The organism is Bradyrhizobium sp. CCBAU 11361 (genome assembly GCF_028128935.1).
Lineage (GTDB): Bacteria > Pseudomonadota > Alphaproteobacteria > Rhizobiales > Xanthobacteraceae > Bradyrhizobium > Bradyrhizobium niftali.
This window is the reverse complement of sequence record NZ_LBJZ01000183.1, coordinates 69,566-92,676: the sequence shown is the minus strand read 5'-3', so window position 1 is coordinate 92,676 and position 23,111 is coordinate 69,566. Positions and strand designations below refer to the sequence as shown.

The following is a 23,111-nucleotide window of genomic DNA, read 5'->3' as shown; positions in this document are numbered from 1 at the left end:
CAAATGCCTATTTCACAGGCCGATCCGGTTCTCGGACCTTCACTGCAACGATAAGGGAGCAACCCCATGACGCATGCCATTCGCTTTCACAAGACCGGCGGGCCGGAAGTCCTGGTCTGGGAGGAGGTCAGTGTCGGCAAGCCGGGACCGGGCGAGGCCCGCATCCGTCACACCGCCGTCGGTCTCAACTTCGTCGACATCTACAACCGTTCGGGTCTTTATCCAGCGCAGCTGCCGAGCGGGCTCGGCAGCGAGGCGGCGGGCATCGTCGAGGAGATCGGGCCAGGTGTCACAGATCTGAAGCCGGGCGATCGCGTCGCCTATGGCGCCTCGCCGCTTGGCGCCTATTCCGAGGCGCGGCTGATCCCCGCCGACCGTCTGCTGAAGCTGCCTGACGGCGTCGACGACAAGACGGCGGCGGCGATGATGCTGAAGGGGCTGACGACGCAATATCTGATCCGGCAGACCTACCGGGTGAAGGCCGGCGACACGATCCTGCTCCATGCCGCGGCCGGTGGTGTTGGCCTGATCCTGAGCCAATGGGCCAAGCATCTCGGCGCGACCGTGATCGGCACCGTCAGCAACGACGAGAAGGCAAAGCTGGCCAAGGCGCATGGCTGCGACCATGTCATCATCTACACGCGCGAGGATTTCGTGAAGCGCGTCGACGAGATCACCGGTGGCAAGAAGGTGCCGGTGGTCTACGACTCCGTCGGCAAGGACACGTTCCTGAAATCGCTGGACTGCCTCGCGCCGCTCGGCGTCGCTGCGCTGTTCGGCCAGTCCTCCGGCGCGGTCGAGCCACTCAATCTCGGCCTGCTCGCCCAGAAGGGCTCGCTCTACGTCACCCGTCCGACGCTGTTCACCTATGCCGCCAAGCGCGAGAGCCTGGTGGCGATGGCGGGCGAGCTGTTCGACGTCGTCAAGTCCGGCGCGGTCAAGATCGAGGTGCACCAGACCTATCCGCTGAAGGACGCGGCCAAGGCGCACGCCGATCTCGCGGCACGCAAGACGACGGGATCGACCGTACTCCTGGTGTGATGCTCTGCCGGACGCTGACGCAGACCGCCCGGCCTGCGTCACGTCCGTTCGTGTTTGCGCAGGTCGCGGACGTGATCGAGGCCGATCGCCTGGAGGTCGACATCTTCAGGCGGAACGTGGGGAAGGGCGGCCTCGGTCAGGATGGCCTCGGTGACGTCCTCGACCGAGCTCTCCGCGATCTCGTGGATGAACGAGATGTTCCGGTATTCACCCGAGGCAACGCGGGCGATGACCTCGCGCCTCGTGATTTCAGGATCGACGACGGCCTCGCGGCCGCGCCGCCCGTAGTCGATCGTCACGACGAAATACTGCATGGAGACGATCCTGCCGCGCCCCAGCGGTCGGGAGCGCGGCAGAGTATTTCCGAAAAACAGAATTAAGTCAAGTTCGATTTCCAAAAATCGGAAATCGGCGACTTATTTGCCCTTCTTGCGGGGGCGCGCCGACTTGGCGCGCAGCCGCTCGAGCTGACCCTTGGGCATGGAGAGGCAGATCTCCCCGACCCAGTCGAGCTTGACGCCGACGATCGGCTTGGCGTTGAAGCTGGTGAGATTGACGACGGAGGGGGATTTGCCCCGCTCGATGGTCTTCAAATAGCGTTCGCCGGTCTTGAGCCGGACCACGGCCTCTTCGCCGTAGAAGCTCGACAGCGGATGACGCTGGTCCTTGTAGACCACGATCACGTCGCCGCTCTCGTATTTGGGCAGCATCGAATCGCCGACGATCTCGAATGCAATCGTCTCTTCCATGATCGGGAAGGGCAGCGCGATGTCGCCGAGACCCTCCGGAGGAACCTGCTCATAGTCCGGCTCGATCACGGCGCCGGCACCCACGCGCCCCATGATCGGCGCGAGGTTGAGCTCGAGATATTCCATGATCGGAATGATCTCCGAGGCCTTCACAAGGCGCTCGCCACCAAGAATCTCCGAGACCGCGCCGGGGCGCACGCCCATCGCTGCCGCCAGGCCCCCCTTGCTTTTGCCCGTCTTCTCCAGGCCCCGCTCGATCATTGCAACGTCCAACATGGTGATTCCCTCGATTGCCCATCGTCTCGCCTCTTGTAATCCGAAATTCGGAATTGATGCAATTATGAATATCAGAATTACGGCTTGACTCTCGCTTCGGAATACCGGAATGTGTGTCTCGCCTCCCGGTCGTGCGATCGGAGGAGGTGCATCACAGGACAGCAGCATGGAACCGGGTCATTGGCCGTCGGAGCACTCCGACGCGCTTCGCGACTATTTTCTCAAGGGAATATCTTATGCGGAGATCGGAAGGCGGATTAACGCAAGGTTTGGAACGGCTTATACGCGCAGCGCAGTGGCTGGCCGCGCCAAGCGGCTCGGGCTCGTTGCGCCGGAACGGGTGACGAGCCCGTCGATCGTGCCTTCGCTGCCGGGCGAGACCGGTCTGCTTTCGCCGCGCCGGCCGGCGTTAAATTTGCCGCCGAAGTCTGCACTGAAGCCCGCGCGGGCCAAGTTGCGCTGTGTCGGCGTTCAGCCGCGCCTCGTCCAGCTGGTCGATCTTGCGCCGGCCGACTGCCGTTACCCCTATGGCGGTGACAAGGACGGAGAGGAACTCGCCTTCTGCGGCCACCCGCGCCAGCCGGCCTCCAGCTATTGCGCGCCGCATGCGCGCCTGACGCGCCGCTCCGGGGCAGCGTCCGCCCGTGTCGCGGGTCCCGTCGTGCTGAGGCTGGTCTCCGCCGCCTGAAAGTGCGCTCGCCCGTTCAATCGTCAATCTTGCAAGGAGTATCCGAGTGGGACGTGTCCGACGCAACAGATCCTACAAACTGGCACAGATCTACGACCGGCGGTCGCGCGAGGTGCCATTCAATGCGGAAGTGGCGGAGGTCGAGATCGACAATCCGCTGGCGCTCGATCCCGGCGAGAAGATCATGGCAATCCGGTCGATCCGTAGCGATCCGCTCGGCCGCCTGCACTCGCACCACCAGATCGACGAGGCACAATATCGCGGCGGGCGCGCCTTCCAGAACGATTGGGAGCGGGCGGAGCGGGGCCCTCAGGCGATGGACCCAACCCGCGAATATGTCGATGGCGCCCGCACGCGCGAGCCTGTCACCGAGAGCCAGCGACAAGCGGTGCTGCGGCTGAACCGGATCGAGCGCGAACTCGGCACCGACGGCGCCGCGCTGGTGCACGACGTGCTGGTGCTGGGGCTGACCATGGATCAGATCGGGCAGCGTCGCGCCGTCCGTACGCAGCGCTGGAACGACTATTTTGCGCGGCGGTTTCGCGAATGCCTGGACCGGCTGGCACTGATCTATGGCTTTGCGACGGAGGCGGGGACGCAGCGTGCAGACCAGCGCAGATGATTGCGGCCCGCCGGCGGTCTCGGCCGCCGGCGTGCCGGTCTGCTGCTTACGGATGCGGTACAATCTGGTAAGGCGTCGTGTAGGGCTCGACACGCAGCGAGGCGTTGGCCAAAAGCCCGATTCTGGCGGTCGGTGCCTGCTGCAATTCGCCGTTCGGGCCGCGATGCACGTTGTATTGCCAGACGGTGAGGTCACCCTTCTGCGCCAGCGCGTGCGCAACCGCGCTCGCGTCATTGCCGCCGAGCGCCTGAAGCTCCTCCGCCGACAGTCCGACGACGATTTCGTCCTTGATGGTGACGATCTTGAACAGATTCATCTTGGTCTCCTGCGCCCATGCGCCTTGTATCGAGAGGGTGAAGAGCGCAACCGCGGCGCCCTTGATGAGATCGCAGCGAGAAAGCATGCCGTCGTCCTTTGGTGCTGACGCGCGCCCGAATCGGTTGAGTCCGTCAGCCATGGCGCCCGTGATCTGCGTGGCCGTATCGCAACGCTTGGTCGTCCGATCTTGAACGATGGTTCATCGGCGGCAACATGTCGGGAGCGATGAACCTTGATGCGAAGAGGCGAGTCCAAGAAGGCTCGAGGGGATACGTCAGATGAAATTCGCCGGCATTGTTTGCCTTCTTGTGTCTGCCGGTACCGCAGGCACCGCCGCGGCGGCAGATCCCTTCTACCTCGGAAGCTGGACATTTGCGGCTGCCGTGGTCGCGCCATGGGCCGATGCGCAACGCAAGCCTGACGACACGGAGCGGGCGCGGCTGATGGGCAAGACAGTCGTCCTGAAGGCGAAGGAAATCTCGGGGCCGCGCCCCTTTGCCTGCGCCAGGCCGCAGTACAAGGTGACGGAGTATGGCCCCGACATGATCTTCCAGGGCGCTTTCGACGAGATGCAACGTGCGGACAAGAAGGCCGATCCCAAGGCGCTTGCCGCCTCGCTCGGCTTCGCGGGCGCCCCGATCAGGACTTTGGAGACCGGCTGCGAGATCGACGTTCATTTCGTCGACGATACAACCGCCGAGGTGGGACTCAACAATTACGTGTATACGCTGAAGAAGCGTTAGATCGCCTGCGTCAATGCCCATTCATGCCGGAAACAAGGCGAAATGCTGTGCCGGTTGACAGCAATCAGGGCCGTGTGCGTGACTGATGCCGCTTCTTGACGCAGGTGGGTGACGGCGGTCCATATTCCTGTTATCCGGAATCGCGGTGGTGCGATGCAGACGAAGCATCGCTAAGCCGTTGGTCGGGCTTGCCGGAAGGGTTGTTTCTTGGCATAACTACAACCTGTTCGGTTGAGCCTGAGCGTGCTAACCCGCCGGGGCCCCAGCCGAGAGTTCGTCCTCTCCATGGCACCCGGTTATGGTGTTCGGCTCTCGAGTGGGACGATCAGGAAGGCCGATGCTTGTCATGGGTGCGAGATGAAGAACCTCAATTTCGCCGCTGAACTGCACCTCAAGCTCGGCGCGCCTGCGAGCGGCACGGTCGAAAGCCTGCGCCTGCTCCGCGCTTTTTTGAAGCTCGCGCCTCGCCAGCGCTTCGAGGTCATCAAGCTCGTTGAAGACCTCGCCACCGAAGAAGCCCTTTCCGAACACCCCCTGTCCTGAGCCGGGCGCACGTCCTAACGCCTTTTCCTTCGTTTTCCTGCCCAAGCCGGATCGCCGGGGGACGTTTGCCCCCGGGTTCGCCGCTGGAATGCGGTCCGGCAAGTGTGGTATTCAGCTAAGAAAAAGGGAGGAGTGCGACCATGATCGAACCGAAGCTCGAAGTTCCGGCCGAACTGCGCGACTTGGCCGAGAAGACGATCGACCAGGCGGAACAGGCATTCGGCATGTTTTTCGATGCCGCCACCAAATCGATGTCATCGGTTCCCGGAGCAGGGACGGAAGTGTCGAAGCAGGCGCTCGCTTTCACCGAGCAGAACATGAAGTCGGCGTTCGAGCATGCGCGCAAGCTCGTTCATGCCACCGACCTTCAGGAAGCGATGCGAATCCAGTCCGACTTCCTGCGCAGCCAGTTCACCAGCGCCGGAGACCACATGCGCCAGATGACCGGCAGTCTCATGCAGCCAGGCAAGGGCAAATCCTGATTCCCGGTCTGTGCGCTGCGTGCCTACAAATTGATCTTGCGCAGCATGGAGATCCGGATTTCGATGCTGGCGCAGGTCCATGATGGGCCACCGAATGGTTTCTCATTCGCCGTCCATCATCCTTTCTGCTGATCCCTGTCGGTCCTCCGGCAGGGATTTGCATTTTGTGACAAGTTTCGCGATTGGCCGGCGCTCTATGGACGCAGCGATCCGATATAGGCCGCTATGTCGCCGGCTTCGGTCCGGCTCAAGGGAAAGCTCGGCATCTTCGGATGCGGGTCGAGCAGGAAGAAGGCGAGCTTCTCCGGACTGAAGTCCGGCCGGCGCGCAACGGATGCGAAGGAAGGGACGTCGGCGCTGGCTTCCGCCTGGCCATTGGCCACGACATGGCAACTTGCGCACCAGCGCTTGGCCAGGTCGGCACCGTGACCGGCATCGGCGGCGAGAGCGGATGAGGAACTCGAGGCCACGGCAAGCAGCAGGCAAATTCGTCTCAAATGCTGGTGCATCAGGCAACCCTCATGCGTTCGCTTGCGGCCACCGTGCTCATCCGCAGCATGATCCCGGAAATTGGGAGAGATCGATGCGGGCGATGATCGACCGCAGCAGCCTGCGGGCCGAACGATAGAGATGCCGCACGAATCCGGGCGTCCTTGTCGCGGGCAGGCCCAGCCGTTTCGTATCAAGGCTTTCGATGTAGTGCGACACGTGCCTCTCCGAGTTGTGAGACCGTGTCTATCGTGGCTGGCCCGGAGCGGCCTTGATCTGCCGCAAGGCGTCCCCGGCTAACTAATAGTCGCCGGGGTTCATGATCATCGGACTTTTCGTTTCGGCCGGCGCGAGCGCGCTGCTGGCGCTGTCGCGCAGGAAGCGGTCGAGCGTCGCCTGGATCTTCTCCTTGACCGCGTCGGGTCCGCGATCGCTCATCTCGGTGTGCTGCGCACCGGTGTGGACGATGTCGATGCCGCGCGCCTTGGCCTCTTCCGGCGTCGGCAGCACGCCCGGGTCGGTCAGGAAATGCGGATCCTTCGAGCGGAACGACAGGATCTTCAAGTTGTCGCTGAGCACGAAAGGCACCCGAAGATTGTCGAGTGTGATCACTTTCGACACCAGCTCCGGGTGCTGATGGGCGACATACATGGACACGTCGCCGCCGTTGGAATGGCCGACGAGGGTGATGTGGTCGTAGTCGGCGTTCTCCTGCCGCCTCTTCAGTTCGCCCAAGGCGAAGAGGATGTTGGCCTCGCAGCGGATATAGACTTCGCGCCGGCCGACAAATTGCTGGCCGACATGGGTCATTAGCGGCGGATCGCTGGGCAGGTCCTGCTGGATGCTGGCGACGAGATAGCCCCGCGCCGCGAGCGCGTTGGCAAGGAAGGAATACTCGGTGGCCTTGACGGTATTACCGTTGCTGATGATGGCGAGCGGCAGCTTCCAGAGACCGAGATTGGCCTTGGTCTCGTAATCGCGCCGCACCGCGATTTCGACCGAGATTGGCCGCTGGCGCGAGGCGTCGAACAGGGTCCAAACCTCATGGCGGATCGCGAACCGGCTGACGACGAAATATTCGCCGATGCCGAGGACGCAAAGAAACGCCAGAATTGCAAACACCCTCTTCATGGTTCCGTCCCAATCACATTCGACTGAAAATGGTCATTAGAAGCCCCCGGATCGAGCGATCGTGACCAGGTTACGGGATTAAATTTAGGCAAGTCTATGAGCAAGGCCGCAAAAGGGCCGCATGCCGGGTACGCGGCATGAGGGGTTTGCAGCTAGAGGCAGCCGCTCCTGCCGCGTTCGGGGCAGAGCCGGAATGCGCTCGACAGCGTGAACAGGAAACGCGGGCTGCGGCGCTCGTTGTCCGGCGCCCGGTAGCTCAAGGGGACGGCAACCCCGAGATCGGCCTGGAGATCGTCCCACAGAAAGAACCGCGCGCCGACTCCGGCCGATGTCAGCGACAGGCCGTCCCTCAGCCGGTAGCCGTCGTTCCAGACTGCGCCGGCGTCGCCGAAGGCGTAGAGCTGGTAGCCGGTCCAGTAGCGGAAATTGAGCTTCTGGTCGAAGCGCAACTCGAGCGAGCCGGCAAGACCGTTGTCGCCGCTGATCTCGGCTGCGCCGTAGCCCCGGCCGAAGGCTGCGCCGCCGAGATAGAACTGCTGCGAGGTGAACAGCGGCCGCGATGCCGTCTGGCTCGCCGCCGCGAACTTGAGCGACCAGGCGCCGTTGAGCGTCTGGTAGCGCGTGAACCAGAGATTCAGCACCGAGAAGTTCGATGAGGCACCGTCGCGCGACAACAGATCGTCGTCGAAATGCGATGCGCCGAAGACGTCGAGGCCCTGACGGTAGGTCAGCGTTGCGAAATTGGTGCCGCCGAAGCGGTCCTGGAGCCGGTAGTCGGCGGTCAGGCTCGCGGTCCGGATGTGGTCGTTGTACCAGGGTCCGTAAAGATCGTGCTCGGACACGTTGCTGAAGGCCCCAGCCACCGTAAGTGTCAGTGCCGACGATTGCGACATGAAGGGCACGGTGCTTGCCCGTACCTCGAAAGCTTCGGTCGTCGTGATGTCGCTGTCGAGGCGGCGGGCATCGCCCGGCCGGACCGCGCTGTAGAGGACGGACGCGCCAAGGCGCACGCCGTCGACGCCGACCGGCGCGTCGTAGGACAGCCGTGCGAAGCCGAGCTCGCGCGGATCGTTGGCAATGGTCGACAGGTTGACCGCCAGCGTGTCGCCAGGCGCGAGGTAGGAATTGAACGCGCCGGTCGCATAGGTCTGCCAAGGGCCGACCGAGGACGAGCCGAGATTGTCCAGGCCGAACGATGTGAACACGTGCCAGGTTTTCAAATAAACGGTGAGGCGGAAGCGGCCGGTCGCACCGCCGATCTCCTCCAACGCGGTATCGGTGATCCGGACGCCCGGCCTGCCGTTGATGAGGAAAAGCTGGCGTTCAAGCGTTGCCAGGCGCGACGGCTGCTCGGCCAGAACCGGCCCGAGCATCGGCCTCACACCGAACTGCTCGGCGCCGTCGCCTTTCAGTTCGGCCTGTACGATGGCGCCCTCGATCACCTGGATCCGGACCATGCCGTCGGCAATGTCCTGCGGCGGCACGACGGCCCGGCTCAGATGGAATCCATCGGCACGGTAGAGGTCGCTGATCGCGCCGGCGATCGCGGCGAGGTCAGCCTGTGAGACCTTCTTGCCGAGATAAGGCTGATAGACCGCGGCGATGCGATCACGGGAGACGATGTGGGCCCCAGTGACATTGATGCCGCGGAGCACGAACTGAGGCTTGGTATCGCCGCCGGTGTTGGGCTGGCCGACCGTCGGTAGCTTGACCGGAGGTCGGCTCAGCGTTTCCCGCTCGGTTTGGTTTTCAAAGTATTTCTCGGGCTGGCGCGGATCAAAACCCGGCTGGTTCGCCTGCTGAGCGAATGATTGCGGAACTCCCGTGAAAATCGGTGCCAACAGTACCATCGCGGTAAGGAGGAACCGCTTCTCAACACGCGCCGCGAACCCGTCTCCGTAGTTTGACGGAGATTTTCGCATAGGAGGGTAAGGGTTCGTTAGTCGCATGATTTTTCTTAGTTTTTTATGGTCAATGATTGGTTAATGCGGCTGCTCGGCTCGCCAGTTCCCGCTAATTCTCTCTTGAGTGATTTCGGATACGCCTCAGGTCTGGCTGTAACGCGGACTGAGGATCGGCATGCTCGGCAGAAGTGGAATGCGGTGCACCTTCGCGGCGGTGCTGACCCTGGGAATGGCTTCCGGTGCACTCGCTGCGGAGGATGGCGTCTGGTCGGTCAGCAAAGCCGCCGGCGAGGTCTGGGTCGCCACCAACGGCGCGCAGCAGGTGTCATTGAATCAGCAGGACGCGCTCAAGCCCGGCGATACCATTCGCACCGGACGTAGCGGGCGCGTTCTGCTTGTCCGTGGCGAGGAAACGATCCTGATCTCTCCCAACTCGGTGGTCGGCTTGCCGGCCGAGACGAAGGAGGGTCTCTCGACCACCATCATCCAGCAGGCAGGTTCGATCCTGCTCGAGGTGGAGAAGCGCAACGTCAAGCATTTCGAGGTCGAGACGCCCTATCTCGCCGCCGTGGTCAAGGGAACGCAGTTCAGCGTCACCGTGAATGCGGGCAGCACCCGGGTCGGCGTGCTCCGTGGCCAGGTCGAAGTCTCCGACTTCAAGACGGGACAGATCGCTCAGGTCATGCCCGGACAAGCGGCCACTGCCTTTGAGCATGGCAAGCCCGGCCTCAGCCTGAGCGGTGCGGGGACGTTCAACCCGATCGAACATGGCAAGCCGCGGGCCTCGACGATCGAGCGAATTCCTGTGCCGAAATCGGGACTGTCGGCGCCGCGCAATGCGGCGAGCGGCCATGCGATCCATGCGCTCGGTCCGATCGACAAGGGGACCAAGGCAAACGGTGCGCCGAAGCCATCGCATCTCACGGCCGGAGGTCAGCCACCCAGGGCCGGTGTCGTGCGCATCTCGAGCTCGCTCGGCGAGGTCAGGCTGAACGTCCATAAGGTCACGCACGGGCTGGCCCACGACGCAACTGCACCGGGGCGCGTGCGCAACGCGAACACCGGTACCGAGACGGTCTGGAGCGATACGAAGGCGAGCACGACCACGGCTGCCAGCAGCTCCGCCGTAACGGCGGCGACCTCGTCGTCAAGTGCGACGACGACCGTTGCGACCACCGCTGGGTCCACCAACGATGCGTCCGGAGGAAGCCCCGGAAAGGGCAGCAACGGGAATAGCAAGGACAACAACGGTCACGACGACAACGGTGCCACCGGTAACGGCAAAGGCAACAACGGCGGCGGTAACGGCAGCCACGGCCACGGAAATGCCTACGGTCACAACAGACGCTAAGGCGATTTCCTAGGGGATGAGGGGGCGCACTCGCCGAAGCGGGTGTGCAGGAGGATCGGGTGAAACGCTACCGGCCGCATATTCTTGTCGTGATCGCGCTGGCGGTCGTGCTGTCCACGGGATGGCATGGTGCGCTTCGCAACGCGCTCACCGATCTGCGATTCGCCTGGCAATCGCATGCCGCCAGCGGCAATGTCGTCGTGGTGGCCATCGACGCGCCCTCGATCGACCAGATCGGGGTATGGCCCTGGCCGCGCCGGCTCCACGCGGAGCTGTTGCACAAACTCGAAAGTGCCGGCGCGCAGGACGTGGCCTTCGATGTCGATTTCAGCACGCCGTCGGATACGGCCTCCGACGAGGCGTTCGTCAAGGCGCTTCGAGAGGTCGGCGGCTCGACGATCCTGCCGTCCTTCAGGCAGCCGGCGCCGAATGGTGGCGCGGCTCACGTCAATCGCCCCCTGAAGCCGTTCAGCAACCAGTCGTGGCCCGCCGTCGTCAATGTTGGGGTTGAATCCGATGGGCTCGTTCGCCGTTATCCGGTCGGCGAGAAGCTCGGCGACGCGTTGATGCCGTCGATGGCCGTCGTTCTGGCTGGGCAGGACGCCAATCGGCGGTCCCCCTTCCTTATCGACTTCAGTATTCAAGCAGCCTCCATTCCGCGTGTCTCCTATGCCGACGTGCTGCACGGCGATGCCGCCACACTCGACAAGCTGAGAGACAAGAAGATCATCGTCGGCGCGACTGCGCTCGAACTGGGTGACCGGTTCAGCGTTCCAAATGGCGGCATCGTCTCGGGGCCCGTCCTGCAGGCGCTGGCGGCGGAATCGATCCTCCAGCACCGGATGCTGCGCTGGACGTCCGATGCCGGCATGATCCTCGGCCTGGGTGTGATCTGCCTGCTGATGATGTATTCGTGGCGCCGCTTGGCATCGGGATATCGCGTTGCGGTCCTCATCGCCGCCGGGGCGGCGGTCGAACTGACCGCGGCCCTTGTGCAGGCAAGATGGCCCCTCGTCGTCGACACATCGCTACTCCACATCGCGATCATCGCTTATCTGACCGCGATCGCGCTGGACGAGATCGATTTCCGCGGTCTCCTCGGACGTATCGCCGAGAGCCGCTTTCATCGTATCGCCATGTCGCTCGGCGACGGTCTCGTCTGCACTGACGCGGATCACCGGATCACGGTTTGGAATCCCGGCGCGAGCGCGATCTTCGGCTATATGCCTGCCGAGATCATCGGCCGCCCATTCGACACCCTGTGCGCCGCGCCGGCGGACGGCGCCGCAAGGCCGTCCATGCGCGATGTCGCGCGCCAGGCGCTCCTCGTGCCCGGCGGGGCGGTCGTCGTGGAGTTCGAGGGCCGGCGCAAGAATGGTGAAACCTTCCCCGTCGAGGCGAGCTTCTCAGGCTGGCAGGGAACGGACGGCTTCCAGTATGGAGCGATCCTGCGCGACATTTCGGTCCGTAAGCGTGAGGTCGAACGCGTCAGATATCTCGCCGAACACGATGCGCTGACCGGTCTTGCCAACCGCAACATGCTGCATGCCGGCCTTACCAGTCTGATTTCCGCGGCGGAGCGGCGGTCGTCCGGCGTCGCGCTGCTCGTGCTGGGGCTCGACGGCTTCCAGCAGATCAACGATATGCTTGGACATTCGACCGGCGACCTCGTCCTGCGGGCCGTCGCCGAGCGGCTTCGGACCGAGGCCGGTGGCAAAGCGGTCGTCGCCCGGCTCAGCGGTGATGAATTCGCCATTGCGCTCGATTGCGCGGAGGCTGGCGAGCCCATTGTGGAATTCGCCGAGCGGATCGCGCTTGCGTTCGAAGCGCCGCTTGCAACGGGCACGCGGCAGCACCGCGTGCGGATCAGCATCGGCGTCGCCGTCTATCCCGACGGTGGACACAACGCGGACGACCTCCTGAGCAACGGCCATCTCGCGCTGAGCCGCGCCAAGGCGACGCGACGCGGCAGCCACGTGATCTTCGAGAGTGCGATCAGGCAGGAGCTGGAGAACCGCTTGACGCTTGAGAGCGAGCTGGCGCTTGCCGCGGACCACGGCGAGTTCGAACTGTTCTACCAGCCGCAGGTTCGCCTGGTCGACGGCGGTCTGGTCGGGGCGGAAGCGCTCATCCGTTGGCGGCATCCCGTGCGCGGCTACGTCTCCCCCGGGGAGTTCATGCCGGTGGTCAATACCTCAGCGCTGTCCGAGCGGATCGCGAACTGGGTGATGGAGACGGCGTGCCGGCAGGCGCGTGCGTGGGAATTGTCCGGCAACAGCGTGCGCGTCGCGATCAACCTCTCGCCGTCGCAGTTGCACTCCGGCGATCTCGCGCATGCGGTCGCGGCCTTGCTCGACGCGACGGGGCTGACGCCGGCGCTGCTTGAGCTCGAGGTCACCGAAGATATCCTCCTCCATGACGAGGGCCGCGTGCTCGACATGTTCAAGCGGATCCAGGAGCTCGGCGTCCGCGTCCTGTTCGATGATTTCGGCACCGGCTACGCCAGCCTGAGCTATCTGAAGAAGTTTCCGCTCGACGGGCTCAAGATCGACCGGACGTTCGTGCTCGATCTGCTCGCCGATTCCGACGATGCCGCGATCGTCGGTTCGACCATCGGCCTCAGCAAGCAGCTCGGGCTTACCGTCGTGGCCGAGGGTATCGAGAACCGGGCTACGGCCGATTTCCTCATCAGCATGGGATGCAAGGAAGGGCAGGGCTATTTCTTCGGTCGGCCGATGCCCGCGGATGCCTTCGAACGGCAGTTCCTGACGCAGCCTCAATCCGTCAGCGCGGCCTAGCTGGCCCACGTCACGCGAGTTTTGATTGCTAACGCCGGCGGGCGATGGCAACGCCGAACAGGAAGGCAACGAACAGGCTCGCGAGCGGCGCTTCACGTGTGATTGCGGCGACCGTCGCGAGCGGTTTACCCGGCTTTCGAGCTTCGTCGATGACATGGGTCAAGCGGTCGACGGCGGCGCGCAAGCCTCCCGCGACCTCGCCGATCGTGTGGGAGACGTCGGTCGCGGCGTCGATGGCGCGCTCGGCCATGCCGGGCTGGGACGGGGGCTGCGGAATTTCGGTGCTCAAATTCGCGAACTCCGCTCCTGACGAAGTGAATGAGGCCGGCACCTTTGGCTATCCGCGCGAGCGCTCGTTAGCGGGTCCGAAGACCTTTGGCTATCCGCGACAGGCGCCGTGATGTACGGCGGGTGCCGGCCTTGCAGGGGAAATGCGGGGCGCGGGATTTAGTTCCAGGACGGTTTCTCGCGCGGCGTCTTTGCACCGGAAATACCCGTGAAACGACGGGTCCGAATCTCTGTTAGGCTGGCACCACCTTGTGGATGTCAGGAGGCTGCCGTGACCGATCGGACCATGCCGGATCGAGCCCGGCGCATCGCCTTGCTCGGCGCGCCCATCGACATGGGGGCCTCGCAGCGCGGCACCCTGATGGGCCCGGCGGCGCTGCGCACCGCCGGCCTTGCGACGCTGCTCGAGAGCCTGGACTTCGAGGTCGTCGACTACGGCGATCTCTCCGTGGCCGAGGTCAGGGACCTCGCCGACAGGCCGCCCGAAAAAGCCAATCATTACCGCGAAATCCAGCGCTGGACACGCGTGCTGAGCGGCAGAGGGTATGAGATCGCGAAAACCGGTGCGCTCCCGATCTTCCTCGGCGGCGATCACACGCTGTCAATGGGCTCGGTCAATGCCATGGCGCGCCATTGGCAGGAGCGTGGACGCGAGCTGTTCGTGCTTTGGCTCGATGCGCATGCCGACTACAATACGCCGGAGACGACGATCACGGCGAACATGCATGGCATGTCGGCCGCGTTTCTGTGTGGCGAGCCGGGCCTCGATGGCCTGCTCGGCGATGACCCGCGTGCGTCGATCGATCCTGACAGGCTCGATCTGTTCGGCGCGCGGTCAATCGACAAGCTCGAGAAGGAGTTGATGCGCGCGCGCCGGATCAGGGTTGTCGACATGCGCCAGATCGACGAGTTCGGCGTCGCCGTGCTGATCCGCCGTGTCATCGAGCGGGTCAGGGCGAGCAATGGCGTGCTGCATGTCAGCTTCGATGTCGATTTCCTCGATCCATGCGTGGCGCCTGGGGTCGGCACCACGGTACCGGGTGGCGCGACCTATCGCGAAGCACATCTGATCATGGAGCTGCTGCACGATTCCGGCGTGGTGGGGTCGGTCGACATCGTTGAGCTCAATCCATTCCTGGACGAACGTGGTCGAACTGCGCGCACCGCGGTCGAGTTGATCGGCAGCCTGTTCGGGCAGCAGATCACCGACCGGCCGACGCCAAGCAATGCGATCGCGCCGGGCGAGTGACGCGCGCGCCGTTTGTGCATTGCAAAGAAGGGAACTGCTGTCACTGCCGGCGGATTTAGATCAGTCATGATCGAAATCGCCTGCTTTTGAAACAGCTGCGAATTGCAAATGCAGTTCGCCGAGGGTTTCATGCGGGTCGAGCTTCAGCCGAGGATCCGCAATGAGCAGCATGATCGATGCCGACGAGAAATCTGCGCCAACAACACGCCGGCGCTTCCTGCAAGGCGGCACCGCAGTGGCGAGCGGCGCTGTTCTTGGCGCGGGCGCGGCTGCGGGGGAAGAGACGAATAACCTTCCTCCCAACATTCCCGATTGGATGAAGGCGCCGGGCGAGCCGACGGGAGGCCAGCTCTATGGTGCGCCATCGCCCTTCGAGGAGGGCGTTGTCAGGAACATCTCGAAGACTCTCAAGCAATATATCTCGGCGTCCAGCCGGACGCCCTTGCAGGAGCTCGACGGCATCATCACGCCGAACGGGCTGTTCTATGAGCGGCATCATGGCGGCGTCCCGACCATTGATCCGGCGCAGCACCGGTTGATGCTTCACGGCCTTGTCGAACGGCCCCTGATCTTCACCATCGACGATCTGCGGCGCTTCCCGTCGGAGTCGCGCATCCACTTTCTCGAATGCTCCGGCAATCCCGGTTACACCAAACCCTATGGCAAGACGGCATCGGACCTCGTCGGCCTGGTGAGCTGCGCGGAATGGACCGGCGTCAGCCTGAAGCTGGTGCTTCAGGAGGCGGGGTTGAAGCCGGAGGCCAAATGGGTGGTTGCCGAGGGCGCCGACGCGGCCGCGCTGACGCGCAGCATTCCGATCGCGAAATGCCTCGAGGACGCCATGCTGGTCTACAGCCAGAACGGCGAGCGGCTGCGTCCGCAGCAAGGGTATCCGCTGCGGCTGTTCCTGCCGGGCTTCGAAGGCAACATGAGCGTGAAATGGCTGCGCCGCCTGCATGTGACTGCCGAGCCCGTGTATTCGCGCGAGGAGACTTCGAAATACACCGATCTCCTGCCCGACGGCACGGCGCGGGAGTTCTCCTTCTACATGGAAGCGAAGTCGATCATCACCCGCCCATCCGGCGGTCAGCGTCTGAGCGCGCCCGGCTTCCACGAGGTCACCGGCATCGCCTGGAGCGGGCACGGCAAGATCGCCCGCGTCGAGGTGTCCGTCGACGACGGGAGGAGCTGGCAGGACGCGCGATTGCAAGAGCCGGTGCTGACGCGTGCCCTGACACGCTTCCGCTTGCCGTGGCAATGGGACGGCAAGCCCGCTGTGATCCAGAGCCGCGCCATTGACGAGAGCGGCTATGTGCAGCCGACGCTGGCCGAACTGCTCGCAGTGCGCGGCGAGAATTATTTCTACCACAACAATGCGATCTGGCCCTGGCGCATCGCGGCGGACGGTGAGGTGACCAATGCGCTGGCGTGAGATTTGCGGCATCGCATTAGCAATCGTGCTGTGTGCCTTTGGGAGCGGAGCGCAGGCGCAAAGCCCTTATGGCATCGGTCGGCCGGCGACGCCCGCCGAGATCGCGGGTTGGAATATCGATATCGGGCGCGACGGCAGCAATCTGCCGAAGGGGAGCGGTTCAGTCAGCCGTGGCCGTGAAGTGTTCGCCCAGCAATGTGCCGCGTGTCACGGCGAGAAAGGCGAGGGCGGCTTGGGTGATCGGCTTGCCGGCGGGCAAGGTACGATCGGAACGGCCAAGCCCATTCGCACTGTCGGCAGCTATTGGCCTTATGCGCCGACGCTGTTCGATTATATCCGTCGCGCCATGCCGCAGAACGCGCCGCAGTCGCTAAGCGATGAGGATGTCTATGCGGTCTCCGCCTATGTCCTGAACCTGAACGGGCTGGTGGGAGCGGACGCGACGCTCGACGCGAAATCGCTTGCGGCCGTGAAGATGCCGAACCGCGACAGGTTTGTCGGCGATGCGCGGCCCGACGTCAAAAAGTGAACGGGCGCGGGGGGCGAGGTTCCCTGCGCTGGCTTGGAACTTGCTTCGGCGAGGAGGGAACTCGCGGGACGTCATTGAATTAACCTGCGAGAGGAAAAAAACGCGGATCCTTCGATGGCAGCTGATCGCTTCGCTAACTCCATGTCCACGGCGCTTCGTCATCCCGGCGTGATCGCGTTGATCGTGGCCGCCTTGACGATTGCTGCGATGCTGATCGTGGATCATGGGCCGTGGAGCCGGGCCAAGGCGCAGCCGGCCCATGTCGCGATGCATGCAACCACAGGCGAGGCGGCACATGCCGCCGGCGCCAAGGTGCTTCCCACCGAACCGAAATCGCCGGTCGAGCCGGAGCGGCCGGGGCCGAAGACGTCCCCGACCGTCAATCCCGTGACGCCGTAGTTCTAGTCAGCTCTTGCGACCATAGTTGAGAAGCCCCCCGCTCGTCTTCGGCGGATGCGCGCGCAGCGCCTCCTCGTTCGGCTCGGTGCCCCAGCCGGGCCGATCCGGAATGATCAGATGGCCATTCTGGATTTCCGGCTCGTGCGTGAACAGCTCGCGGTCCCAGGACAGGCGATCGATGTCGATCTCCATGATGCGCAGGTTCGGAACGACCGCGCAGAAATGCGCGTTCATCATCGAGCAGAGATGGCCATAGAAGTTGTGCGGGGCGACGTTGACCTCGAACGCTTCTGCGGCGGCTGCGATCTTCATCGACTGCCAGACGCCGTTCCAGGGCGTGTCGATGATCGCGACGTCCATCGCCTGCTCATGGAAATAGGGCAGGAATTCGCGCAGGCCCAGCAGGGTCTCGCAGGATGAGATCGGATGCGGGCCCTGCCTGCGGATGTAGCCGAGCGCCTCCGGATTGAAACTGTCGATCTCGATCCAGAACATGTCGAGGTCCGCGATGGTGCGCAGGATCTTCAAGTAACCCTCGGTCTTGGCGTTGAAGTTGCAGTCGAGCAGAATGTCGACGTCGGGGCCCGCGCCGTCGCGGATCGCTTCCAGATGCATGCGCAGGTCGCGCAGGATCTTGCGGTCGACGTTGATCTCGGGTGCGAACGGCGAGCCGAAGCCGGGCCGCCAGCCGGTCGGCTTGCCGTCGTCGTAGGAGAAGATGTTGGTCTTGAGCGCGGTGAACTTCTTCTCGCGCACCTCGCGGCCCATCGCCTTGACGCCGTCGAGGCTTTCGATCGGCGGCTTGTACCAGGACGGATGATTGATCCGCCACGTCGCGCAATGCGACCAATACACCCGGACGCGGTCACGGATTTTGCCGCCGAGCAGCTCATAGCAGGGCACGCCGAGAGACTTCGCCTTGGCATCGAGCAGGGCGTTCTCGATCGCCCCGAGCGCTTGCGCCACCACCCCGCCGGCGGCGGGGCGCGTGGCGGCGAACAGCTCGGCGTAGATGCGCTCATGCTGGAAGATATTCTGCCCGATGATGCGGGTGGACAGGCGCTGGATCGCCGCGCCAACACCGGGTGAGCCAAAGCCTTCATCGAACTCGCTCCAGCCGACGACGCCGTCGTCGGTCGTCAGCTTGACGAAGTGGTAGTTTCGCCAACCGGCATCGCAGGCGAGGATTTCAAGGCTTGTTGCTTTTGATGATTTGGTCATGTCGCTCCCTGTCGCCTGGTCGGGCTTCTTTTCTTGTGGCCAATCGCAGGCCCGACCCTGGCCAACTGTTAAGCCAACCACGGACCGGCGTGAAGCCCGCAGCAGGTGGGGACAGCTATGATCTGCCTTCGATAGACCAGTTCTTGCGGTTCATCAGCGCGCCGGCCGTGTTTGCGGCCTTCATCGTCGCGTCGCAGATTTCGGCGGCGTTGTCGCAAGGTTAGTCAGCCCATCGCCGACGAGCCGAGCAGAGCGAGGACGGCCAGCGCCATCAGCGCGGTGCCGAGCCAGCCCAGCGCGACCAGCCACGACCGGGCCCTGAAACGGCCCATGATCGTGCGGCTCGAGACGATCAGCATCATCATCGCCATGATCGGAACGGCGACGATGCCGTTGAGCACGGCGCTCCAGACCAGCATGTGGATCGAGTCGATGCCGGTGAAGCCGAGGCCGAAGCCGATCGCGGTCGCGGCCGCGATGATGGTGTAGAAGCCGACCGCCTTCTCGGGCTTCGCCTCGAGCGTGGCGCGCCAGCCGAAAATCTCCGCAACCCCGTAAGCGGCCGAGCCCGCCAGCACCGGGATTGCGAGCAGGCCCGTGCCGATGATGCCGAGCGCGAACAAAGCGAAGGTGAAGTCGCCGGCGAGCGGCCGCAGCGCCTCGGCGGCTTCGGTCGCCGAACTGATGCGGGTAACGCCGTTGGCGTTCAGCACCGAGGCCGTGGTCAGGATGATGAAGAAGGCGATGCCGTTCGACAGCAGCATGCCGAGCGTGGTGTCGGCCTTGATGCGCGCGAGCTCGGGATCGCCGCCGCGCCGCGTCTCCTCGCGCAGCGGCTTGTCGCGCTTGCCCTGGTTCATCTCCTCGACTTCCTGCGAGGCCTGCCAGAAGAACAGATAGGGGCTGATGGTGGTGCCGAGCACGGCGACCACCATCATGAAATAGTCGGCGCTGACATTCGCCTTCGGCCACACCGCCGCGAGCAGCGCCGTGCTCCACGGGATCTCCACGGTGAAGGCGGTCGCGACATAGGCGAACAGCGCCAAAGTGAGGAATTTCAGCACCGGCGAATAGCGGCGATAGGGCAGGAACACCTGGAGCAGGGTCGAGCCCGCCGCGAAGATCAGCGCGTGCTCGTGGTTGAGGCCGCCGATGACGAGCGAGAGCGCCTCGGCCATCGCGGCGATGTCGGCGGCGATGTTGAAGGTGTTCGCGGCGACGAGCAGGCCGACGAGCGCCAGCACCGCCCAGCGCGGCGCGATCCGCATCACGTTGGCGGCAAGCCCTTTTCCGGTGACCCGGCCGATCTGCGCACTGACGAGTTGAATGGCGATCATGAACGGCGTGGTCAGAAACACCGTCCAGAGCAGCCCGTAGCCGAATTGCGCGCCGGCCTGCGAATAGGTGGCGATGCCAGAGGGATCGTCGTCCGCCGCCCCGGTGACGAGGCCGGGGCCCAGTCGTTGCAGCAGCATCGTCCCGGACTTCGTCGGTGCGTCGGCGCGGTCGTTCTCGGCGGGGCGGTGTTTCAGGGCGGACCTTCCGGAATTGCGAATCCAGATCTTAAGCGCGTTCATGGCCGCAAAGTTCCTGCGCAGCCAGCGTCGTGTGGCACCATCACAGACATCGTCGAGCCCGCGCCGTGATCGGTCGCGGGCTTTTCTTTTGCGCCTGTGCAGCTCCGTTCGAAACGGACCGCACACTGGCGGGCTGACGCCTTCTCCGGCACCCGCGAGGTGTTCATTCCCTTTGAGCGATCATTCCGGACGCGGAGGAACGCCGCTTCACCGCGCATGTTGACTTTGCGGCGACGTCTCTTAGCGAGGAGCGGGACGGTCACCATCGCGACGGCGGCGCGTCATGCTCGCCTTGTCGCGGTTCGGCTCCATCCCCTCGGCAGCAGAGACGCACATGAACAGGCTTAAGCCGGTCAATCTTCGCAATTCGCTCGACTTGAGCGACAAGGTGCAGGTCAAGACCCTGCGCAAGCGCCTCAAGCTGTCGCCCGATCAGTTCGCCGATGCGCTTCGGAAATCAGGCAATTCGATCTCGGCCCTCGTCAAGGAAGTGGCCGCCGCGAGACCGGGCAAGCTGGAGGCGTAAGCCGCCGGCCGGATTTAGGAACGGCGTGCCCATGACGACGTTTCCCGTTTTCAGGAAGCGAGGAATTGGCCGATGGACAATCTGACGAAGCGCGAGCAGCCGGACCGCAGCAAGATCAACATGGACGAGGCCTTTGAGGTCAAATACTGGACCCATACGCTCGGCGTCTCGAAGGAGGAGCTGCAAAAGGCCGTCGACAAGGTCGGCAATTCGGCCGCGGCCGTCCGCAAGGAGCTCGCGGTGTAGCTGATACAGCTGGAGGGTATCATGGGCCTGGAAGCAGTCTTCTTCATCGCCGCCTTCGTCCTGCTGGTGGCGCTGATCTATGGTGTGCTGCGCAACCGCACCCGCAGCCGCACCGAGCGGCATGTCGCCGACAGCATCGTGCGCGAGCGTTATGAGAACAACGAGACGTGAGACGGCGTCCGGCTACTTGATGCTGACGAACATGCCCCAGGCCGCGGCCAGGGCCGCGCCGGTGAAGACGACCACCGGATTGTCGCAGAACGCACCGCCGTAGCGGCACACGTCCGCGCCGAACTGGCCGAGCTCGTGATGGCTCGCGGAGTAGAACAGTCCCGACAACCCCAGCAATGCGGCGGCGACGTAGTACATCGGCGTTCTCTCCGAACCTTTCCGGTTGCGCCCTCGTGGGAGGGCATGTCCCATCCTGGCGCGAACAGATTTCATTCCGCCAAATCCGATTTGCCGCATTTGAATAAAGTTGCACCGTTGGGCAAAACACTGGCATGATGGCAGCATCGGGCATTTCCAGTGAGCCCCGCATGGCCGCTTCTGACCCTTGCGGACTTTAGACGCTGCGACTGCGACGCCGGCTTTTGACCCTGGGCAGATCTTTTGACCCTGGGCAGATTAGGTAAGCCCGCCTCGGAAATTTGAATCTATCCCGGGAACAAGTTGCAATTCCGTGCGTTAGGGGGCGTCGTGGGGAGAAACCATCGTGCCGACCGCTGAGTACTATTTGAAGCAAGCCGAAATTGCGTCCCGGATGGCACTGGCAGAATCCGACCCAGAAAAAGCAAGGGCCATGCATATCCTCGCCTTGGAGTATTACGACAAGGCCTACCTTGCGCAGGTCCAGGAAGCGTTGCCAGCGCAGCCAAGCAAATCGCCCGACATCATCCAGAGGCAGTGAGAGCGCCATTCCGGTTGCGCCCTCGTGGGAGGGCGTGTCCCAGCCTGGAGAGCCCCGCATGGCCGCTTCCGACCCTTGCGGGCTGCAGCCGCTGCGACGGCGACACCAGCCTTTGACCCGTTGCCGACATTCGGAGATTTCAACAGTTCGCGCCGCTTTGTTGGTGTTTCGGATAAGTTTCCCGTCTAGGATGCAGCATTGCGAACAGGGACTGCTGAAGTGTCCAAAGCAGCATCAGGCGTCATCGGAAGATTTCCCGGACCCATTGTCCTAATTCCGTCTCGCGTCAAATGGTGGTTCATGACGTTAGGCTCAGCATTAATGACAGCGAGCTGCGTCTTTGTGATTTGGAATGCTCTTTCTCGTTCTCCTGCCAATGCGGGCATTGGACTGGCGATTGGCATCGCGAGAGTGCTCTTCTTCGGCGCGCGCTCTCTGAGCCTTAGTCAGGCCGGCTTTGAAGTGACCAGTCTGTATCGAACAAGAGCCTTCTATTGGGGGCAGGTCAGCGACTTTGGGTCTTTTCGGCTCGCAAGGTGGTGTTTCGATCTGCGAAGCCAAACTTCAGCTTTTTCGAGAAGTTTAATGCTGGTTTGACCGCAGGCCGAAACTGTGGACTGCCCGACACGTATGGGTTCTCGGCGACGGATTTGGTCCGCCTTCTGATCGCTTGGCAAGATTTGGCGATGAAGCGACCGGGGCGCGTCTAGACTGTTGGTCGGTGCCACGTAGGTCGGTTTTTGGCCCTTCGCGGACTACTTCACAAGCGCAACGGACATCGTCTGCTATCATTCGTTCATTGCTTAGACCAAATTTTTCTTCGAAGACACCCCAGCGTTCGCGCGCTAGGGATTTTGCATTTGCGTGGGGCGAACCACGCCGACGGGCCTATCTCGTCGTACTCGTCGAGTCGGTCCCTTATCGGGTCTCCGGTCCAATGGCGGCCGCTTCTTGAAATGCCCACGGATCGGCAGCGGGATCAAGAGACGCTTGCACGTCTGACAGAGGGCGTACTCTGAAAGTGGCTTGCTCCAGAGCAGATCGCGGTGCGGCCCGCTCAATTCCTCGATGTCGGTTTCCAGCCATAAGACTGGCGCGGAATTTGGCCAGTGACGTCGATGTCCTTCTCGTCAGAGAGGCGCCAGGCCGCCACTCCAAAGCAGACGGTCAAAATTACCGCGGTAACTAGCAGAAGCGTCGACAGAAACTGGCTCACTCCTACACCCCTGAACGTGGCGCGTGGCTGAGCGACCATGAACTGTCGATTCGGAAAATACAGACGCGCTGACCTAACGGCAGAATGTCCCCAAGCTTCTGCGAGGGAGAGTGCATATCGCTCGTGAGTTGTACCGTTATCCGCTCAACGCAATGCGGTAATGCGGTATGGGGTGTCGCCCGATGTTTGGGGGATTGCCTCATCCAAGCCCCCAACTCTACTAGGCCTGCGACGAGCTCGTGATCAAACAGCGGGGTGCTGATCCACTGGTCGGGAGATAGCTACTTCAAGAACGCGCGCTCGCTCTCGGTTAGATCCACGGTTGCCTCTCTGGAGAAAACTCCGGCCGACCTGGCGTCGTTCCACCCGGTGTAGCCGGGCAT

At 63.3% G+C, this 23,111-nt stretch carries 26 protein-coding genes; 16 read left to right on the top strand and 10 right to left on the bottom strand.

From position 1 onward, the window contains the following. The first annotated feature begins 66 nt into the window (after positions 1 to 66). Entirely contained in the window at positions 67 to 1,041 is a 975-nt protein-coding gene (locus XI08_RS25195) for a quinone oxidoreductase family protein (RefSeq protein WP_011088878.1), read from the top strand. Positions 1,042 to 1,079: 38 nt separating this feature from the next. On the opposite strand, the gene XI08_RS25190 is transcribed toward XI08_RS25195, so the two are convergent. Continuing rightward, positions 1,080 to 1,355, bottom strand: a complete 276-nt coding sequence (locus tag XI08_RS25190) for a hypothetical protein (RefSeq protein WP_271576417.1) — start codon at positions 1,353 to 1,355, stop codon at positions 1,080 to 1,082. Between the two features lie 102 nt (positions 1,356 to 1,457). Next, positions 1,458 to 2,066, bottom strand: coding sequence for a S24 family peptidase (locus tag XI08_RS25185; RefSeq protein WP_027545883.1), 609 nt, complete (start codon positions 2,064 to 2,066; stop codon positions 1,458 to 1,460). A gap of 166 nt (positions 2,067 to 2,232) precedes the next feature. Between XI08_RS25185 and XI08_RS25180 the strand changes: the two genes are divergently transcribed. Together XI08_RS25180 and XI08_RS25175 are read left to right on the top strand one after the other, a co-directional pair. After that, entirely contained in the window at positions 2,233 to 2,754 is a 522-nt protein-coding gene (locus XI08_RS25180) for a GcrA family cell cycle regulator (RefSeq protein WP_271576416.1), read from the top strand. A 46-nt stretch (positions 2,755 to 2,800) separates the two neighbouring features. Beyond that, on the top strand, positions 2,801 to 3,376 hold the full coding sequence (locus XI08_RS25175) for a hypothetical protein (RefSeq protein WP_027545885.1): 576 nt from the start codon (positions 2,801 to 2,803) through the stop codon (positions 3,374 to 3,376). Between the two features lie 46 nt (positions 3,377 to 3,422). Here XI08_RS25175 and XI08_RS25170 read toward each other — a convergent pair whose 3' ends face one another. Then, a complete protein-coding gene (locus tag XI08_RS25170) occupies positions 3,423 to 3,779 on the bottom strand; it encodes a hypothetical protein (protein ID WP_027545886.1) in 357 nt (118 codons plus the stop codon). 193 nt (positions 3,780 to 3,972) lie between these two features. Here XI08_RS25170 and XI08_RS25165 point away from each other — a divergent pair, with 193 nt between their 5' ends. The 3 genes from XI08_RS25165 (at position 3,973) to XI08_RS25155 (ending at position 5,462) form a co-directional block, all read left to right on the top strand. Beyond that, positions 3,973 to 4,437: a hypothetical protein gene (locus XI08_RS25165; RefSeq protein WP_271576415.1), complete on the top strand. Its 465-nt coding sequence runs from the start codon at positions 3,973 to 3,975 to the stop codon at positions 4,435 to 4,437. Positions 4,438 to 4,794: 357 nt separating this feature from the next. Next, positions 4,795 to 4,980 carry a hypothetical protein gene (locus XI08_RS25160; protein ID WP_027545888.1) on the top strand — a complete coding sequence of 62 codons (186 nt, stop codon included), beginning with the start codon at positions 4,795 to 4,797 and terminating at the stop codon, positions 4,978 to 4,980. Between the two features lie 140 nt (positions 4,981 to 5,120). Next, positions 5,121 to 5,462 carry a phasin gene (locus XI08_RS25155; protein ID WP_027545889.1) on the top strand — a complete coding sequence of 114 codons (342 nt, stop codon included), beginning with the start codon at positions 5,121 to 5,123 and terminating at the stop codon, positions 5,460 to 5,462. Positions 5,463 to 5,656: 194 nt separating this feature from the next. Here XI08_RS25155 and XI08_RS25150 read toward each other — a convergent pair whose 3' ends face one another. From XI08_RS25150 to XI08_RS25140, 3 genes are all read right to left on the bottom strand, one after another. Continuing rightward, positions 5,657 to 5,971: a c-type cytochrome gene (locus XI08_RS25150; protein WP_027545890.1), complete on the bottom strand. Its 315-nt coding sequence runs from the start codon at positions 5,969 to 5,971 to the stop codon at positions 5,657 to 5,659. Between the two features lie 280 nt (positions 5,972 to 6,251). Continuing rightward, the gene (locus XI08_RS25145) at positions 6,252 to 7,082 is read right to left on the bottom strand and encodes an alpha/beta fold hydrolase (protein WP_271576414.1); all 831 of its coding nucleotides are present in this window, start codon (positions 7,080 to 7,082) and stop codon (positions 6,252 to 6,254) included. 152 nt (positions 7,083 to 7,234) lie between these two features. Continuing rightward, complete coding sequence (locus tag XI08_RS25140; RefSeq protein ID WP_271576413.1) at positions 7,235 to 9,031, bottom strand: ShlB/FhaC/HecB family hemolysin secretion/activation protein; 1,797 nt, start codon at positions 9,029 to 9,031, stop codon at positions 7,235 to 7,237. Positions 9,032 to 9,161: 130 nt separating this feature from the next. Between XI08_RS25140 and XI08_RS25135 the strand changes: the two genes are divergently transcribed. Together XI08_RS25135 and XI08_RS25130 are read left to right on the top strand one after the other, a co-directional pair. Continuing rightward, complete coding sequence (locus XI08_RS25135; protein WP_271576412.1) at positions 9,162 to 10,337, top strand: FecR family protein; 1,176 nt, start codon at positions 9,162 to 9,164, stop codon at positions 10,335 to 10,337. Positions 10,338 to 10,396: 59 nt separating this feature from the next. Then, complete coding sequence (locus XI08_RS25130; RefSeq protein ID WP_271576411.1) at positions 10,397 to 13,135, top strand: EAL domain-containing protein; 2,739 nt, start codon at positions 10,397 to 10,399, stop codon at positions 13,133 to 13,135. A 28-nt stretch (positions 13,136 to 13,163) separates the two neighbouring features. Here the strand turns inward: XI08_RS25130 and XI08_RS25125 are convergent, their stop codons facing one another. Continuing rightward, on the bottom strand, positions 13,164 to 13,424 hold the full coding sequence (locus XI08_RS25125; protein ID WP_135176620.1) for a hypothetical protein: 261 nt from the start codon (positions 13,422 to 13,424) through the stop codon (positions 13,164 to 13,166). A 270-nt stretch (positions 13,425 to 13,694) separates the two neighbouring features. Between XI08_RS25125 and rocF the strand changes: the two genes are divergently transcribed. From rocF to XI08_RS25105, 4 genes are all read left to right on the top strand, one after another. Next, positions 13,695 to 14,672, top strand: coding sequence for an arginase (gene rocF, locus XI08_RS25120; RefSeq protein ID WP_271576410.1), 978 nt, complete (start codon positions 13,695 to 13,697; stop codon positions 14,670 to 14,672). A gap of 160 nt (positions 14,673 to 14,832) precedes the next feature. Further along, a complete protein-coding gene (gene soxC / locus XI08_RS25115) occupies positions 14,833 to 16,104 on the top strand; it encodes a sulfite dehydrogenase (protein ID WP_271576409.1) in 1,272 nt (423 codons plus the stop codon). Then, positions 16,091 to 16,633, top strand: a complete 543-nt coding sequence (locus XI08_RS25110) for a c-type cytochrome (protein ID WP_271576408.1) — start codon at positions 16,091 to 16,093, stop codon at positions 16,631 to 16,633. Before soxC ends, XI08_RS25110 begins: the two co-directional genes overlap by 14 nt. A gap of 114 nt (positions 16,634 to 16,747) precedes the next feature. Next, on the top strand, positions 16,748 to 17,032 hold the full coding sequence (locus XI08_RS25105) for a hypothetical protein (RefSeq protein WP_271576407.1): 285 nt from the start codon (positions 16,748 to 16,750) through the stop codon (positions 17,030 to 17,032). Positions 17,033 to 17,038: 6 nt separating this feature from the next. Here XI08_RS25105 and XI08_RS25100 read toward each other — a convergent pair whose 3' ends face one another. Together XI08_RS25100 and XI08_RS25095 are read right to left on the bottom strand one after the other, a co-directional pair. Continuing rightward, the gene (locus XI08_RS25100) at positions 17,039 to 18,253 is read right to left on the bottom strand and encodes a mandelate racemase/muconate lactonizing enzyme family protein (RefSeq protein WP_271576406.1); all 1,215 of its coding nucleotides are present in this window, start codon (positions 18,251 to 18,253) and stop codon (positions 17,039 to 17,041) included. Between the two features lie 224 nt (positions 18,254 to 18,477). Further along, positions 18,478 to 19,728 (bottom strand): NRAMP family divalent metal transporter, encoded by a 1,251-nt coding sequence (locus tag XI08_RS25095; RefSeq protein WP_271576454.1) that lies wholly within the window; start codon positions 19,726 to 19,728, stop codon positions 18,478 to 18,480. A gap of 436 nt (positions 19,729 to 20,164) precedes the next feature. On the opposite strand from XI08_RS25095, the gene XI08_RS25090 reads away from it, so the two are divergent. The 3 genes from XI08_RS25090 to XI08_RS25080 all read left to right on the top strand — a co-directional run bounded on the left by XI08_RS25090 (position 20,165) and on the right by XI08_RS25080 (position 20,773). Continuing rightward, positions 20,165 to 20,356: a DUF3606 domain-containing protein gene (locus XI08_RS25090; protein WP_235885733.1), complete on the top strand. Its 192-nt coding sequence runs from the start codon at positions 20,165 to 20,167 to the stop codon at positions 20,354 to 20,356. A gap of 72 nt (positions 20,357 to 20,428) precedes the next feature. Continuing rightward, positions 20,429 to 20,602: a DUF3606 domain-containing protein gene (locus XI08_RS25085; protein ID WP_271576405.1), complete on the top strand. Its 174-nt coding sequence runs from the start codon at positions 20,429 to 20,431 to the stop codon at positions 20,600 to 20,602. Positions 20,603 to 20,623: 21 nt separating this feature from the next. Then, a complete protein-coding gene (locus XI08_RS25080; RefSeq protein ID WP_271576404.1) occupies positions 20,624 to 20,773 on the top strand; it encodes a hypothetical protein in 150 nt (49 codons plus the stop codon). A gap of 12 nt (positions 20,774 to 20,785) precedes the next feature. Here XI08_RS25080 and XI08_RS25075 read toward each other — a convergent pair whose 3' ends face one another. After that, on the bottom strand, positions 20,786 to 20,971 hold the full coding sequence (locus XI08_RS25075; RefSeq protein WP_027545902.1) for a hypothetical protein: 186 nt from the start codon (positions 20,969 to 20,971) through the stop codon (positions 20,786 to 20,788). Between the two features lie 346 nt (positions 20,972 to 21,317). On the opposite strand from XI08_RS25075, the gene XI08_RS25070 reads away from it, so the two are divergent. Further along, complete coding sequence (locus tag XI08_RS25070) at positions 21,318 to 21,512, top strand: hypothetical protein (RefSeq protein ID WP_271576403.1); 195 nt, start codon at positions 21,318 to 21,320, stop codon at positions 21,510 to 21,512. Positions 21,513 to 23,111 lie beyond the last annotated feature (1,599 nt).

Excerpts from the sequence above, each read along its gene's own strand:
- XI08_RS25195 (WP_011088878.1), top strand. The coding sequence starts at position 67 with ATGACGCATGCCATTCGCTTTCACAAGACCGGCGGGCCGGAAGTCCTG.
- XI08_RS25190 (WP_271576417.1), bottom strand. The coding sequence starts at position 1,355 with ATGCAGTATTTCGTCGTGACGATCGACTACGGGCGGCGCGGCCGCGAG.
- XI08_RS25185 (WP_027545883.1), bottom strand. The coding sequence starts at position 2,066 with ATGTTGGACGTTGCAATGATCGAGCGGGGCCTGGAGAAGACGGGCAAA.
- XI08_RS25180 (WP_271576416.1), top strand. The coding sequence starts at position 2,233 with ATGGAACCGGGTCATTGGCCGTCGGAGCACTCCGACGCGCTTCGCGAC.
- XI08_RS25170 (WP_027545886.1), bottom strand. The coding sequence starts at position 3,779 with ATGCTTTCTCGCTGCGATCTCATCAAGGGCGCCGCGGTTGCGCTCTTC.
- XI08_RS25165 (WP_271576415.1), top strand. The coding sequence starts at position 3,973 with ATGAAATTCGCCGGCATTGTTTGCCTTCTTGTGTCTGCCGGTACCGCA.
- XI08_RS25160 (WP_027545888.1), top strand. The coding sequence starts at position 4,795 with ATGAAGAACCTCAATTTCGCCGCTGAACTGCACCTCAAGCTCGGCGCG.
- XI08_RS25155 (WP_027545889.1), top strand. The coding sequence starts at position 5,121 with ATGATCGAACCGAAGCTCGAAGTTCCGGCCGAACTGCGCGACTTGGCC.
- XI08_RS25150 (WP_027545890.1), bottom strand. The coding sequence starts at position 5,971 with ATGCACCAGCATTTGAGACGAATTTGCCTGCTGCTTGCCGTGGCCTCG.
- XI08_RS25145 (WP_271576414.1), bottom strand. The coding sequence starts at position 7,082 with ATGAAGAGGGTGTTTGCAATTCTGGCGTTTCTTTGCGTCCTCGGCATC.
- XI08_RS25140 (WP_271576413.1), bottom strand. The coding sequence starts at position 9,031 with ATGCGACTAACGAACCCTTACCCTCCTATGCGAAAATCTCCGTCAAAC.
- XI08_RS25135 (WP_271576412.1), top strand. The coding sequence starts at position 9,162 with ATGCTCGGCAGAAGTGGAATGCGGTGCACCTTCGCGGCGGTGCTGACC.
- soxC (WP_271576409.1), top strand. The coding sequence starts at position 14,833 with ATGAGCAGCATGATCGATGCCGACGAGAAATCTGCGCCAACAACACGC.
- XI08_RS25110 (WP_271576408.1), top strand. The coding sequence starts at position 16,091 with ATGCGCTGGCGTGAGATTTGCGGCATCGCATTAGCAATCGTGCTGTGT.
- XI08_RS25105 (WP_271576407.1), top strand. The coding sequence starts at position 16,748 with ATGGCAGCTGATCGCTTCGCTAACTCCATGTCCACGGCGCTTCGTCAT.
- XI08_RS25100 (WP_271576406.1), bottom strand. The coding sequence starts at position 18,253 with ATGACCAAATCATCAAAAGCAACAAGCCTTGAAATCCTCGCCTGCGAT.
- XI08_RS25095 (WP_271576454.1), bottom strand. The coding sequence starts at position 19,728 with ATGCTGCTGCAACGACTGGGCCCCGGCCTCGTCACCGGGGCGGCGGAC.
- XI08_RS25090 (WP_235885733.1), top strand. The coding sequence starts at position 20,165 with ATGAACAGGCTTAAGCCGGTCAATCTTCGCAATTCGCTCGACTTGAGC.
- XI08_RS25085 (WP_271576405.1), top strand. The coding sequence starts at position 20,429 with ATGGACAATCTGACGAAGCGCGAGCAGCCGGACCGCAGCAAGATCAAC.
- XI08_RS25080 (WP_271576404.1), top strand. The coding sequence starts at position 20,624 with ATGGGCCTGGAAGCAGTCTTCTTCATCGCCGCCTTCGTCCTGCTGGTG.
- XI08_RS25075 (WP_027545902.1), bottom strand. The coding sequence starts at position 20,971 with ATGTACTACGTCGCCGCCGCATTGCTGGGGTTGTCGGGACTGTTCTAC.